Annotated in this window: 11 protein-coding genes; 1 reads left to right on the top strand and 10 read right to left on the bottom strand. The window is 64.3% G+C overall.

Annotation, left to right across the window (positions count from 1 at the left end; genetic code table 11):
- Window positions 1–59: 59 nt before the first annotated feature.
- From ABFD92_03405 to ABFD92_03360, 10 genes are all read right to left on the bottom strand, one after another.
- Window positions 60–872 carry an ATP-binding protein gene (locus tag ABFD92_03405; GenBank protein MEN6503564.1) on the bottom strand — a complete coding sequence of 271 codons (813 nt, stop codon included), beginning with the start codon at window positions 870–872 and terminating at the stop codon, window positions 60–62.
- 129 nt (window positions 873–1,001) lie between these two features.
- Window positions 1,002–1,247 (bottom strand): cold shock domain-containing protein, encoded by a 246-nt coding sequence (locus ABFD92_03400; protein MEN6503563.1) that lies wholly within the window; start codon window positions 1,245–1,247, stop codon window positions 1,002–1,004.
- Window positions 1,248–1,471: 224 nt separating this feature from the next.
- Window positions 1,472–3,574 carry a polyribonucleotide nucleotidyltransferase gene (gene pnp, locus ABFD92_03395; GenBank protein ID MEN6503562.1) on the bottom strand — a complete coding sequence of 701 codons (2,103 nt, stop codon included), beginning with the start codon at window positions 3,572–3,574 and terminating at the stop codon, window positions 1,472–1,474.
- A 195-nt stretch (window positions 3,575–3,769) separates the two neighbouring features.
- Window positions 3,770–4,039: a 30S ribosomal protein S15 gene (gene rpsO / locus ABFD92_03390; protein ID MEN6503561.1), complete on the bottom strand. Its 270-nt coding sequence runs from the start codon at window positions 4,037–4,039 to the stop codon at window positions 3,770–3,772.
- Between the two features lie 126 nt (window positions 4,040–4,165).
- On the bottom strand, window positions 4,166–4,564 hold the full coding sequence (locus tag ABFD92_03385) for a response regulator transcription factor (GenBank protein MEN6503560.1): 399 nt from the start codon (window positions 4,562–4,564) through the stop codon (window positions 4,166–4,168).
- A 185-nt stretch (window positions 4,565–4,749) separates the two neighbouring features.
- Window positions 4,750–5,880, bottom strand: coding sequence for a hypothetical protein (locus tag ABFD92_03380; protein MEN6503559.1), 1,131 nt, complete (start codon window positions 5,878–5,880; stop codon window positions 4,750–4,752).
- Between the two features lie 66 nt (window positions 5,881–5,946).
- The gene (locus ABFD92_03375; GenBank protein MEN6503558.1) at window positions 5,947–6,417 is read right to left on the bottom strand and encodes an acetolactate synthase; all 471 of its coding nucleotides are present in this window, start codon (window positions 6,415–6,417) and stop codon (window positions 5,947–5,949) included.
- Window positions 6,418–6,480: 63 nt separating this feature from the next.
- Complete coding sequence (locus ABFD92_03370; protein MEN6503557.1) at window positions 6,481–8,019, bottom strand: right-handed parallel beta-helix repeat-containing protein; 1,539 nt, start codon at window positions 8,017–8,019, stop codon at window positions 6,481–6,483.
- Window positions 8,020–8,341: 322 nt separating this feature from the next.
- Window positions 8,342–9,112, bottom strand: coding sequence for an isoprenyl transferase (locus ABFD92_03365; protein MEN6503556.1), 771 nt, complete (start codon window positions 9,110–9,112; stop codon window positions 8,342–8,344).
- On the bottom strand, window positions 9,112–10,419 hold the full coding sequence (locus ABFD92_03360; GenBank protein ID MEN6503555.1) for an adenylosuccinate synthase: 1,308 nt from the start codon (window positions 10,417–10,419) through the stop codon (window positions 9,112–9,114). Before ABFD92_03360 ends, ABFD92_03365 begins: the two co-directional genes overlap by 1 nt.
- A gap of 304 nt (window positions 10,420–10,723) precedes the next feature.
- Between ABFD92_03360 and ABFD92_03355 the strand changes: the two genes are divergently transcribed.
- Window positions 10,724–12,028, top strand: coding sequence for a PA14 domain-containing protein (locus ABFD92_03355; protein ID MEN6503554.1), 1,305 nt, complete (start codon window positions 10,724–10,726; stop codon window positions 12,026–12,028).
- The last annotated feature ends 17 nt before the right edge of the window (window positions 12,029–12,045 follow it).

Raw genomic sequence — 12,045 nt, 5'->3', positions numbered from 1 at the left:
GCACAACGGAGTTGTGCGTGGCACCCAACATCATCAGCGTCCTTTGCGACCTCTGCGATTTATTTCATCTTTACCGGTGACAGGGGCAGCGAGATCAGGAATCGCGTGCCTTTGCCCGGTTCGCTGTCGACGCGGATGCTGCCGCCGTGGGCGCGGATGATCCGCCGCGCGGTGGGCAGGCCCAGACCGGTCCCGTGCTTCTTGGTGGAATAATAGACGTCGAAGATGCGCCCCATGGTTTCGGGGGGGATGCCCGGGCCGGTGTCGATGACCTCGATCAGGGCGCGGTTCTTCTGGGCCTCGACGCGGAGGATGAGCTCGCCGCCGTCGGGCATGGCCTGAATGGCGTTGATCATCAGGTTCAGCAGCGACTGCTTGATCAGGTTGACGTCGATGTCGCAGAGGATCGGCTCGCCCGGGCGGGGCGGGCGCAGCGTGACGCGGGCGGCCTCGGCCTGGGGAGCGAAGAAGTCGGTCAATTCATCGACGACCTGGCGGATGTCAGTCGCCGAGGGGTGCAGCTCGAGTTTACCGGCGTAGTGCAGGAAGTCGTCCAGGATGGCCCGCAGGCGGTCGGCCTCGGCCTGGACGTGCTTGAGCCGTCGGAATAATCGCACGTCGTCTTCGTCGCCGCGGCGAGCGAGGTCTTCGGCCAGCAGTTGGAGATTGACGTTGATCGTCGAGAGGGGGTTCTTGATTTCGTGTGCGAGCCCTCCGGCCAATTGCCCCAGCTCGACGAGATGATCATGCCCCTTGGTGCGTGCGGCCAGTCGCCGCGCGCCGTGCCAGGTGCGCCGGGCGATCCAGGCGGTCAGGCCGCTGCCGGCGGCCAGTCCGAGAACTGCCGCAACAATGATACACCACCAGTCCATCACAGGGTCCCTGCGCAAGCGTCGGATCAAGGGCGGGGTGGCACAGGCGCGTCCAGCCTATGACGGACACCGCCAGGAAAGGGCGCGCCACCACTGCGTCGGCGCCGCATCGCGCCCGGGACCTGCGTTCTAGGCCTGGACGGATTGCCCTGAAGCTTCTGTCGGCTGTTGAACGACGACGCGACTGACGTTGTGTGCCTGCAATCCCTTGTCGCTCTTGACCAGGTCGTATTGTACCACTTCGCCGTCCTTGAGGGCCCTGAAACCCTCGCCGGAGATCGACGAGTAGTGGACAAAGACATCCTGATCATTGTCCCCGACGATAAACCCGTAGCCTTTTTTAGGGTCGAACCACTTGACCTTGCCGGTGGCCATTTCCTGCCACCTCCTTCCTGTCCGCGACGGTAACACGTACAGGCCCGAACGGGCCCCTCGAGTCCCGACTTGGCCACGGACACCCCGCAGCCGCGCCGGGATTACAAAACGCATCCCTTTGCGCGACAGAAACACAGCGCATACGCACATGTTAATATCGGACATGCCTGGGCGGTTAGTCAAGGCAAAACCGGCCCAGGCATGCCAATATTAAATATTTCGGGTTACTCGGCGCTGCCGCCAAGTTCCTTCAGGGCAGCCTTGCGCGAAAGCTTCACGCGGCCCTGATCGTCGATCCCGATCACCTTGACCTGCAGAACGTCGCCGACTTTGCAGACCTCGTCGACCTTCTTGACGAACTTGTCATCCAGTTCGCTGACGTGACAGAGACCATCCTGCCCGGGCAGGATCTCGACAAAGGCGCCAAAGTCGCGGATGGTCACGACCTTGCCCTTGTAGATTTTTCCGACCTCGACCGAGGCGGTCAGGCCTTCGACGGCTTCCTTGGCGCGCTGGGCGCCTTCGGCGTCGACGCAGGAGATGAAGACCGAGCCATCGTCTTCGATGTCGATGGTGGCGCCGGACTCTTCCTGGATCGACTTGATCATCTTGCCGCCGGGTCCGATCACCTTGCCGATCAGTTCCGGATCGATCTTCAGCGTCAGCATGCGCGGCGCGTAGCGGCTGATCTCGCTGCGAGGGGCGGGCAGAACCTTGCCCATCTCGCCCAGCAGGAACAGGCGGGCCTTGCGGGCCTGGGTGAAGACTTCATCCATGCGTTCAACAGGGATGCCCCGGGCCTTCATGTCCAACTGGATGCCGGTGATCCCGGCGGCCGTTCCGGCGACCTTGAAGTCCATGTCGCCGTGGAAGTCTTCCTCGCCGATGATGTCGGTCAGGAGAATATAGCGGCTGTCGTCGCTGACCATGCCGATGCTGATGCCCGCCACCGGCGCCTTGAGCGGCACGCCGGCGTCGAGCAGGGCCATCGTGGCGCCGCAGCAGGCGGCCTGCGACGTCGAGCCATTGGACTCGAGGATGTCGGCCACCACGCGCACGGTGTAGGGGAACTCGTCGGTGCTGGGCATGACGGGCTGGAGGCTCTTCTCGGCCAGCATCCCGTGCCCGATCTCGCGCCGCCCCGGTCCGCGGATGGGCTTGATCTGCCCGACGCTGAAGGGCGGGAAGTTGTAATGAAGGTAGAAGCCCTTCTTGTACTCTTCCATGATGCCGTCGATGATGACCTGGTCGCGCGGGGTTCCGAGGGTGGCCGTCACCAGCGCCTGCGTCTCGCCGCGGGCGAAGATGGACGAACCGTGCGTGCGGGGCAGCACGCCGACCTCGATCTGCAGCGGGCGGATCTCGTCGACGCCGCGTCCGTCGGGGCGAATGGCGTTGAGGATCAGATCGCGCTGAATCTTGCCTTCGATCTTGTAAACCGCCAGGGCGACCTGGGCCGGCGTGTACTTGGGCTCGGCCTGGCCTTCGGGGCACAGGGCGGCGACGGCTTCGTCCTTGATGGCGCTGACGGCCGTGTTGCGCTCGACCTTGCCCTTGATCTGCTTGGCGGTGCGGATGCGATCACCGTAGGTCTTCTTAACGTGGTCCAGCAGTTCCTGCGAGAGGGGGTTGGACTGGTAGGCTTTCTCGACGGGGCACTGGGTGACCATCTCGCGGATGGCATCGACGATCGCGGCGATGACCTTCTGGCCTTGGCGGATGCCTTCGGCGACGATCTCGTCGGGCACTTCCAGCCCGCCCATCTCGATCATGTTGGGCGCTTCGGCGGGTCCGGCCAGCACGAGGTCCATCTGGCTTTCTTCAAGCTGGGCGGCGGTGGGGAAAATCACGTGCTTGCCGTCGATGTATCCCATCCGCACGGCGGCGACGGGTCCATCAAACGGGGCCGGGCTGATGGCCAGGGCGGCCGACGAGCCGATCAGGGCCAGCACGTCCGGGTCCTGCTCGCCGTCGTAGCTGAGAACCATGCACTGGATCTGCACTTCGTCGGTGTAGTCTGCCGGGAACAGCGGGCGAAGCGGCCGATCGATCAGCCGCATCGTCAGGATTTCCTTGGTGGTGGGGCGTCCTTCGCGTTTGAAGAACCCGCCGGGGATTTTGCCGGCTGAGTAGGTGCCTTCGCGATAGTCCACGTACAGGGGGAAGAAGTCCAGGTCTCTGGAGGCCGGGGCGGCCAGCACCGTGGCCAGCACGACCGTGTCGCCGTACTGAACCCAGACGGCGCCCTGGGCCTGCTTGGCGACTTTACCGGTTTCGAGGATCAACTTGCGTCCGCCGATTTCACGTTCCACTCTTACGATTGCCATTTCTCTTCTCTTTCCTTCGCGGCGGCCACCCGGCCGGCGCTCTTACCTGCGGCTGCAACCGTTGCAGCCTGTTCTATAATATTCCCATCTGGGTAATTAATCTGGTGTAAGGCGACAACGCTCTGCGGCAGCGCAATAAGCGGTTGCCGAGACCGAAGGTATGGGCGACCCCTGGAACGGTGCGGGCACGACAGGCTATTTCCGCAACCCAAGCTTCTTGATGGTCTGCTGGTAGCGGTCTGGCGCGGTGGCCGACAGATACTTGAGCAGGCTGCTTCGTTTGCCGACCATCTTGAGCAGGCCTCGTCGCGAGGCGTGATCTTTCTGGTGGCTCTTGAGGTGGTCGGTCAGGTGGTTGATCCTCGCCGTCAACAGGGCGATCTGAACTTCCGCCGAACCGGTATCACCGTCGTGAAGCTGATACTGATTTACGATCGTCGTCTTTTCTTCTGCCGTAATGCTCATACCAACCGTCACTGTGCGCCCCGTACTGCGGCGCGGAACCTTTCATTTTGTATCGTCTCTATTCCCGTTCGCGTGGCATCACTCTAACCATCGGCTTGAGCGGCCACAAGCCTTTTATTGTGAAGATTATTTTTCCTCGGCGGCGCCCAGCAGGTCGCGGATCGTTTCGAGCAGCTTGTCGACGCGGAAAGGCTTCTGGACGTACTTGTTGACGCCCAGCGATTCAGCGTAAATCCGGTGGCGCGTGCCCTGGTTGCCCGTGATCATAATCACGCGCGGCGGGGTGTCCTTGTTCTTGTCGGGCTTGAGCTGCTCGAGCACCAGGAACCCGCTGCGCTTGGGAAGCATCATGTCCAGAACCACCAGGTCGGGCTGCTTCTCGTTGGCCAGGCGTACGGCCGTGTTGCCGTCGCTGGCGGTAATCACTTCCGGACCGAGTTCTTCCAGCGCTGCCGTCAGCGAGGCCAGAATATCGCGGTCATCATCAACAAGCAGAATCTTTTTTCCTGCCAATTCATTGGGCATATTCAATACTCCCAAGGCGACTGAAACAGACAGACCCAGGCGTGGGGACGCACGTGCGCCCCTGTGTGGGACCGGAACATACGATATTCTAGTTGTTTCCGCAGACAGGGTCAACAGCAATCAGTAATCGGTAATCAGTATCCCGTTCTCCTGATTACTGATCCCTGATTACGGATTACCGTTTTCTAAATATTCTCGCCGTATAGCAGCGCGCGGGTGAACTTGCCGACGATGCGGGTATTGGCGAACAGCAGCGGCAGCAGCATCTGCAGCGACGTGTTGGGCGGACGAAGGTAGTCGACCAAAGCCTTGCGCCAGACCTTCTTGAAGGCCAGCAGCGATTCCTGCACGTGCGGCGACTGCAGGGCCTTGACCGTCACGTCGGCAGCGAGCAGGCCCGAAACGATATCCGCGTGAAGCGTCTGTCCGGTGATGGTGTCGGCGAACCCGCCGGCCGTCCCGATCAGCAGGCATCGCTTGGCGACGTGCGTTTCCATTTCCATCGCCAAGCCCGCCGGCGGCGACCAGGCCGCCCCGCGCGCCGTCGAGAGGGACAACTGCCCCGGCAGAAGCGACGCCTTCTGAAGGACCGAGATCGCCCCAGAGAGCATGTGCATCTGACGCGGGGCCGTGCCGCCGGGGCCCACCACCCGCAGGTGCAGCATCTTGCCCACCACGAAGAACAGCCCCAGGCACGCGCGGTCGGGCAGTTGCATCACGTGCAGCGACTTGGCCAGCGTCGCCGCCTCCCCAGCGCGCAGCGGAATCGCCAGCGCGGTTGCCGCCATGCCCGGCGACGACGTCAGCGGCGGCATCCGAAGCTGCGACAACACGTCCGGCGGGCTGTTCTGGGCGACGATCAGCAGCCGGGCCGCCAGGGGCGGGCGCGAGGCCGTCGCGTGGGCGGTCTGCAGGAACACCTGATCTTCGGCCAGTTCGATCCGAGGCCACGACTTGACCGCCTGCAGGACGACCCGGCTCTTGACGGCCGATGCCGACATGGCGGCGATCAGGTTGGGGGTGTTAAGAAGATAGCCCGCCGGGGTGCGGGAAGAATACTCGGCCCGGCTATTGGGATCGACGCCGTAATACCACACGCGCCGGAAGGGTTCGCCGCCGGCGGATTTGGCCAGGGTCTTGGGCAGCCCCGTCAGCGCCAGCGTATCGGCGCCGATCCAGTCGCCCAGCGGACTGGATGCGTCATGCCCGGGGGCGTCGATGACGACCACGCTGACCGAAGCCTTTGCCAGGGCGCCGGCACAGGCCAAGCCGCCCGGCGTGGCGCCCAGAATAGCCACATCGAATGTTTTTGGCATGGCGATACACTAGCGGCCACGCAGGCATTTGGCAATGCGTGGCACAGGCGTCCGGCCCGCGCCGCTTCAGAGCCGATCGAGCAGGTCCTCCTGGCCGAGCAACTCGAACCCGTGCTGGGTAAGCGTCTGGGTGGCCAAGACCGTATCGTCGACGTGCAGGGCCATCACCGGCCAGTCCTTGTGGCGGATGGTCAGCGGGTAGGCGAAGTGTACGTTGATCTCGGCCGCCAGCAGCAGTCCGCAGATCTGCTCCAGCGAATTGTTCTGCGGCATCGCCGCCAGAAGGACGGCGCTTTCGGTGAAGGGCAGATGATGCTCCTGCAGGACGACGCGTCCCTTGGAGGCGTTGGACAGCACCATTCGGATGACCGCCCAGTCCGCCGAGTCGATGATGGAAAGCCCCAGCACTTCCAGGTTCTTCTCGTTGAGCACATCCAGCACGTCCTTAAGCTGCCCGACCCGGTTAGCCAGGAACAGGCTGAACTGGATGGCAAACGGCTCCTCGTGCCCGCGTGCGGTCTGTGATTGGGGGCTCATGATGTTATATTATAGGCCCCCAAAGGATCGCGGACCGGGTGCCACGGCGGACGACTGGGCGCCCTAGTCGCAGTCGAGGCGGACGATCGGCGGGGCCTCCTTCGCCGCGGCGCCGGCGCGGCGGGAGGGCTTCAATTCAAGCGAGTTGTCCTTGATCTGCAGGCCGCGCACCCGCGAGGCGAAAATGCCCGGGGCGGAGCAGTCCCGGACCGTGTTGCCGGTGATCGAGATGTTCCGGTGTACGCCGCCGGCGACGTTGATGGCAATGCCTTCGCACGACGTGATCGTGTTGGCGGTGATCGCCACGTCGCTGCTGTTGCCTGCCTCGAGCCACCACCGCTCGGACGAGACGAGGATGGCCGACATCCGGCAGCCCTCGAAGCGGTTGCCGGTGATCAGGCCGCCGCTGGCCTTGATCACCAGCCCACGCGAGCGGTTCTGGCCGAAATCACAGCCGCGTATCTCAAAGCCGCTGCCGAGCCGGTTGGCGGCATAGATGAGGCCGCCCCTGGCCACCTTGACCTGGCGATCCAGCGTGATGGTGACAGCCTTGTGCAGCGCGAGTACACGCTCATCGCCTTTCTGTTTGGACAAGAAGGCCCGCTCATCGTCGCGAATCTCACCTGCCGCCTCGATGGTGACGGCCTTGGCCTCCATCAAGGCGCCGTCGTCGGGCGTGGCGATTTCCACCGGGTCGCCGCTCTGGATGTTCATGCGGCCCTTGGCCAGCACGCGGAGCGCTCTGCCTTGCGCGGTCATGATCATGTGCGAGTCGCCGTTGATGGCGATGCAATCGTCGCCCTGGAAGCGGGCGAAGCACTCGATGTACTTCGGCCCGACTGTCGCGTACTTGCTGTGGAAGGCATCAGCATTAAGCGACCGCAGCCGCGGGGAGGCCCGCTTGACGGGGTCGGCGTCGGGGCTACGGCGGTCGACGCGGCATCGCAAGTACGTACTGCCTTGACAAGCCGTCTCGTAGAATCCGAAGCAGTTCGACGCATACAGCGTGACGTTCTCCAGGTGAAGATTCCTGCACTCGTTGGCGTGAATCGCGTGGGGAACGCTGCCGTGCAGGGCGTGCTCGGATGCGATGACCGCCAGGTCGCCCACGCGCTCGGGGTTGCTTCGCGTGCCTTTGGGCAGCGTCACCCGCAGCCGCCGCGGGCCGGCGGCCTCGACCTTCGCCGGGTAGCGGTCGTCGCACCGCAGCGTGCGCGTGTCCGGGCGGAAGATCTCGTACTTCCAGTTCTTTGCCGATTCGGCAGGGGGATACCCCTCGAACAGTTCGATCTCGTGGACCTTCTTGTCGGCCGACATCGCGACGATCCGCCCCTGCGTGAACGGCAGGGGGTCGTAGTCGATCGTCAGGCCGCGAAACGTCAGGTTGGTGCAGTTGACGATGGAGACCGCCCGCGTCGTCTCGGTGCAGACCATCTCGACGCCATCGGCGACGATCTCCACATTCTTCAGATCCTTCAGGACCAGGTGCTGCCGGTCGCGGGGCGCCATGCGATACCGCCCGGGCGGTACCACCACGCGCGTGCGTCCCTGCCGCACCTGTTCGTCAATGTATCGCTGGAGACCCAAGTCGGCCGGCGCCATCGCGGGAGACTCCTTCGCTGTGTCCGGCGCCGATTGCGCCGCTGCCGCCTGACACACCAGGGCCAGGCAGGAGACCAAGACGGCCGTTCTATTTGACGCGGAAGTCAATGCATACTCCTTCTCCCCATTGTCGCCGGGAAGAATTCTTCTGCAAGTCTTTGCCGGGTGGCGCATCAGGCGAAGTCGGGAACGGCCACCTCGCGACCGCCGGCAGGATGCCGAAAACGAGGGTGGCATGGCGACACGCGCAGCGGGTCGCCATGGTCCGCGCGACCGCGACGTCACGGCGCTTCGAAAGAACTCGTGTCGCCGTGCCGCTCCGTCAGGTGTTCGACTCGTTGAGTCCGCCGAAACGGCGCTGACGGCGGGCGTATTCGGCCAGGGCCTGGTGGAACTGAGGCTCGCGGAATTCCGGCCAGAACGTGTCCGTCACGTACAGCTCAGCGTACGAGATTTGCCAGAGCAGGAAGTTGCTGATGCGCATCTCGCCGGCCGTGCGGATCAGCAGGTCCGGGTCCGGCAGACCGGCGCTGTAGAGCGACTGGTCGATCATCTTCTCGTTGATCTGCTCGGGCGTGATCTCGCCCGCCGCGGCGCGGCGGGCGATCTTGCGCACGGCGTCGACCATCTCCAGGCGGCTGCCGTAGTTCAGCGCCAGGCACAGTTTCATGCCGGTGTTCGTCGACGACTGGCGGATGGTCTCATCGAGTTCGTGCAGCACTTCCTTGGGCAGGTTGTCGCGGCGGCCGAGGTGCTTGAGCACGAGGTTGTTTTCGAGGATGGTGGGGCGTTCGTGGGCGAGGTATTCGGCGTAGAGGTGCATCAGTTCGTTGACTTCGCCCTCGGGTCGCTTCCAGTTCTCGATGGAGAAGCTGTAGAGCGTCAGGGCCTCGAGCCCCAGGCGCCCGGCCTCGCGGGCGATGTCGCGCACGATCTCGGCGCCCTGGCGGTGCCCCAGCGTGCGGGGCAGACCGCGCTGGCGGGCCCAGCGCCCGTTGCCGTCCATGATGATCGCCACGCTGCGCGGGAACTTCTCCGGAGCGATGTTCAGCGCCTGGCGAATCGCGATGATTTCGGGCGTCAGCTCAGCCATCAACCCAACCCCTTGATCTGCGTCTTGTGCAGGATCGTCTGCTGGCGGTCGGGGCCGACGCTGATGAACCCGACGCGCCGCCCCAGGAGCTGCTCGACTCTCTCCACGTACGCCCGGGCGGTCGGCGGCAGCGACTCGAACGTGCGGCAGGACGTGATGTCCTCGCTCCAGCCGGGCAACGTCTCATACACGCACTCGACGCCGTCCATGATGGCCGGGTCGAAGTCGCCCAGCATCTTGCCCTCGACGCGGTATCCGGTGCAGATCTTGATCTCGTCCAGCCCGCCCAGCACGTCCAGCAGCGCCAGACCGAACTCGTCAACCCCCGAGAGGTCGGAGGCGTACCGCACGGCGAAGGCGTCGAACCACCCGCAGCGGCGGGGGCGCCCCGTCGTCGTTCCGTACTCGTGCCCCTTCTCGCGAAGGTAGTGGCCCACGGCGTTGTCCTGCTCGGTCGGAAACGGCCCGGACCCGACGCGGGTCGAGTAGGCCTTGATCAGCCCCACGACCATGCCCACGGCCTTGGGCGACACCCCCGCCCCGGCCGGCACGCCGCAGGCGCAGACCGACGAGCTGGTCACGAACGGATACGTGCCGTGGTCGATATCGAGCATGCTGCCCTGGCCGCCCTCGAACAGGATCCGCTCGTCCTTCTCGATGGCCCGGCGCAGGATCGCCCCGGTGTTGCAGATCATCGCCCCCATCTCGCGACCGAGCTGCACGAACTGCTCGACGACGGCCGGGGCGTTGATCGCCTCCCGTTCGCCGTACAGCGCGGCGAAGGTCGCGTTCTTCAACTCGGCGATGGTGCGGATCGCGGCCGCCAGCTTGTCCGGCTGGGTCAGCAGGGCGGCGCGGATGGCCGTCGAGCGATGCGCCTTGTCGGCGTAGCACGGGCCGATGCCCCGCGCGGTGGTGCCGATCTTGGCGGCGGCGAGCTTCTTCTCGCGCAGCGTGTCTTCGAGCTTGTGCCAGGGCATTACCAGATTGGCGGCGCTGCTGATCTTGAGGTTTGCCGCCGAGACGGCAACGTTCCGCAACCGCATAGCCGTGATCTCTTCCCAGGCCACCACCGGGTCAAACGCCACGCCGTTGCCGATGATGTTGCAGACGCCCTCGTGCAATATGCCGCACGGGATCAGGTGCATCGCGAACTTCTGCCCGCCGGCGATAACGGTGTGGCCGGCGTTGGCGCCGCCGCAATATCGCACGACGTAGCGGCTGGAACGGGCCAGGGCGTCGACGAGCTTGCCCTTGCCCTCGTCGCCCCATTGCATGCCGGTGACCGTGACGTTGTTAGATTGCATAAGGAACCTTTCATAGCAGGCCCGCCGGGGCCTCTTGAGCCACACCAGCATAGATTCTGTGAGCAAACAGTCAAGCCTTTACGAGAGGCTGGGGACTGACTTGCCCCGTCGCTCATGAACCTTCGTTCCCAGAAACCATGAAAGTCCCGGGGGCGCATGGCGACACGCGAGAGACCCAAACGAGTGTCGCCATGCTTGGCGAGTCGTAAGCAAAATCCTTAGCATTGAATAGGAAAGAAATGGTATCATGTTCGGACGTACCCCCACACACAGCCGGGCATAACTGGAGGCAAGGGTTTTGATCATGAAGCATGCTCAGGTGATCGTCACGGCGGCAGTCATGGTGGGTTTCTCCGCCCTGTGCTCCACAGCGGCGGCCCGAACCACGTTTGATGTCAAAGACGGCAAGATGGTCGTCACGGTGTACATTGCGTACAAGGGCGGAAACGACGCGCTGATCGAGCGGTGGAATAAGGAAATCCTTGATACCTGGAACGGTCCCGAAGGCAGCCAGGCGTACGGCCAGTGCGGGCACAGGGTGGTCTTCGCCCTCGAAACGGTCACGGTCCCTGCCGACAAGCCCTTCCCCAAGGGGTATCACCGGATCGAAATTCAACCGTACGACGGGCGCGAGTCGAGCCTGCCGCATACCCCCGACGGTCGCGTGGCCATCGCGTACATGGGCAAAACGACGCACAGCCCGTCGCGCGGCGGGGCGTCGATCGACGGCGTGTGGTCGACGCAATCCAGCGCCCTGGTGAACCCGCGCCGGCGCGGCGGCGAGCGATTCAAGGACGCCGCCCATGAAGTGGGTCACATGATGGGCTTGGCGGATTACTACGATCACAAGATCAAGTTCTACGGCAACAACCTCATGGGCTCGACGAGCGGACCCAACGCCCGCGTGACGACGCAGCTTGTGCAGGGCGTCGTCGAGGCGCTGACGGGCAAGTTCTACTGCCCCCTGTGCCCGCCGCCGAGCCAGCGACCCGCCTTGGAGCCCGTCGCCCTGTCGGGCCTGGTGCAGGGGCTGCAGTACTCCTACTATGAAGGCAAGTTCGGAATGGTCCCCGAGTTCGACAAGCTCGTGCCCACCAAGAGCGGCCGCACGAGCGGACTGGGGCTGGAGATGGCCCAGGCGGGCAGCTTTGCCGTCAAGTTTACCGGGTTTCTGGATGTCCCCGTCCAGGGCGTCTATACGTTCTATCTTCGCAGCGACGACGGAAGCCGCCTGAGCGTCGGCGGGATGCTCATCGCCGACAACGACGGCGAACACGGCATGTGGACCAAACGCGGCGAGATCAAGCTCGCGGCCGGCAAACACCCCATCCAGATCGACTACTTCAACGGCGGCAACCGCAGCGGGCTGGAACTGCGCTACAGCGGTCCCAACCTCGCCAAGCAGGCCGTGCCGGCCACGGCGCTGTATTCCCTGCCGCAGGGCGCCCCGCTGACCGTACCGCAGACGGCGTCCAACACCAGGACTCCTGAGGCCGCCAAGGCCCAGCCGAGCGTCCCGGCGCAGCCCAAGGCCGTCAAGGCCGACGGAACCGCCAGCCAGACCGGCGCTGCCGAGGCGGATGGCAATGGGACCAGCCCGTCCAGGTAACCGAGCCGACCGGACAT

The organism is Planctomycetaceae bacterium (genome assembly GCA_039680605.1).
Lineage (GTDB): Bacteria > Planctomycetota > Phycisphaerae > SM23-33 > SM23-33 > JAJFUU01.
Note: the sequence above shows the minus strand (reverse complement) of the source record. Positions and strands in the feature narration are given on the sequence as shown.

What these genes read in the sequence shown, in the direction of transcription:
- ABFD92_03405 (MEN6503564.1), bottom strand. Translation starts at nt 872, where the DNA reads ATGGACTGGTGGTGTATCATTGTTGCGGCAGTTCTCGGACTGGCCGCC.
- ABFD92_03400 (MEN6503563.1), bottom strand. Translation starts at nt 1,247, where the DNA reads ATGGCCACCGGCAAGGTCAAGTGGTTCGACCCTAAAAAAGGCTACGGG.
- pnp (MEN6503562.1), bottom strand. Translation starts at nt 3,574, where the DNA reads ATGGCAATCGTAAGAGTGGAACGTGAAATCGGCGGACGCAAGTTGATC.
- rpsO (MEN6503561.1), bottom strand. Translation starts at nt 4,039, where the DNA reads ATGAGCATTACGGCAGAAGAAAAGACGACGATCGTAAATCAGTATCAG.
- ABFD92_03385 (MEN6503560.1), bottom strand. Translation starts at nt 4,564, where the DNA reads ATGCCCAATGAATTGGCAGGAAAAAAGATTCTGCTTGTTGATGATGAC.
- ABFD92_03380 (MEN6503559.1), bottom strand. Translation starts at nt 5,880, where the DNA reads ATGCCAAAAACATTCGATGTGGCTATTCTGGGCGCCACGCCGGGCGGC.
- ABFD92_03375 (MEN6503558.1), bottom strand. Translation starts at nt 6,417, where the DNA reads ATGAGCCCCCAATCACAGACCGCACGCGGGCACGAGGAGCCGTTTGCC.
- ABFD92_03370 (MEN6503557.1), bottom strand. Translation starts at nt 8,019, where the DNA reads ATGGCGCCGGCCGACTTGGGTCTCCAGCGATACATTGACGAACAGGTG.
- ABFD92_03365 (MEN6503556.1), bottom strand. Translation starts at nt 9,112, where the DNA reads ATGGCTGAGCTGACGCCCGAAATCATCGCGATTCGCCAGGCGCTGAAC.
- ABFD92_03360 (MEN6503555.1), bottom strand. Translation starts at nt 10,419, where the DNA reads ATGCAATCTAACAACGTCACGGTCACCGGCATGCAATGGGGCGACGAG.
- ABFD92_03355 (MEN6503554.1), top strand. Translation starts at nt 10,724, where the DNA reads ATGAAGCATGCTCAGGTGATCGTCACGGCGGCAGTCATGGTGGGTTTC.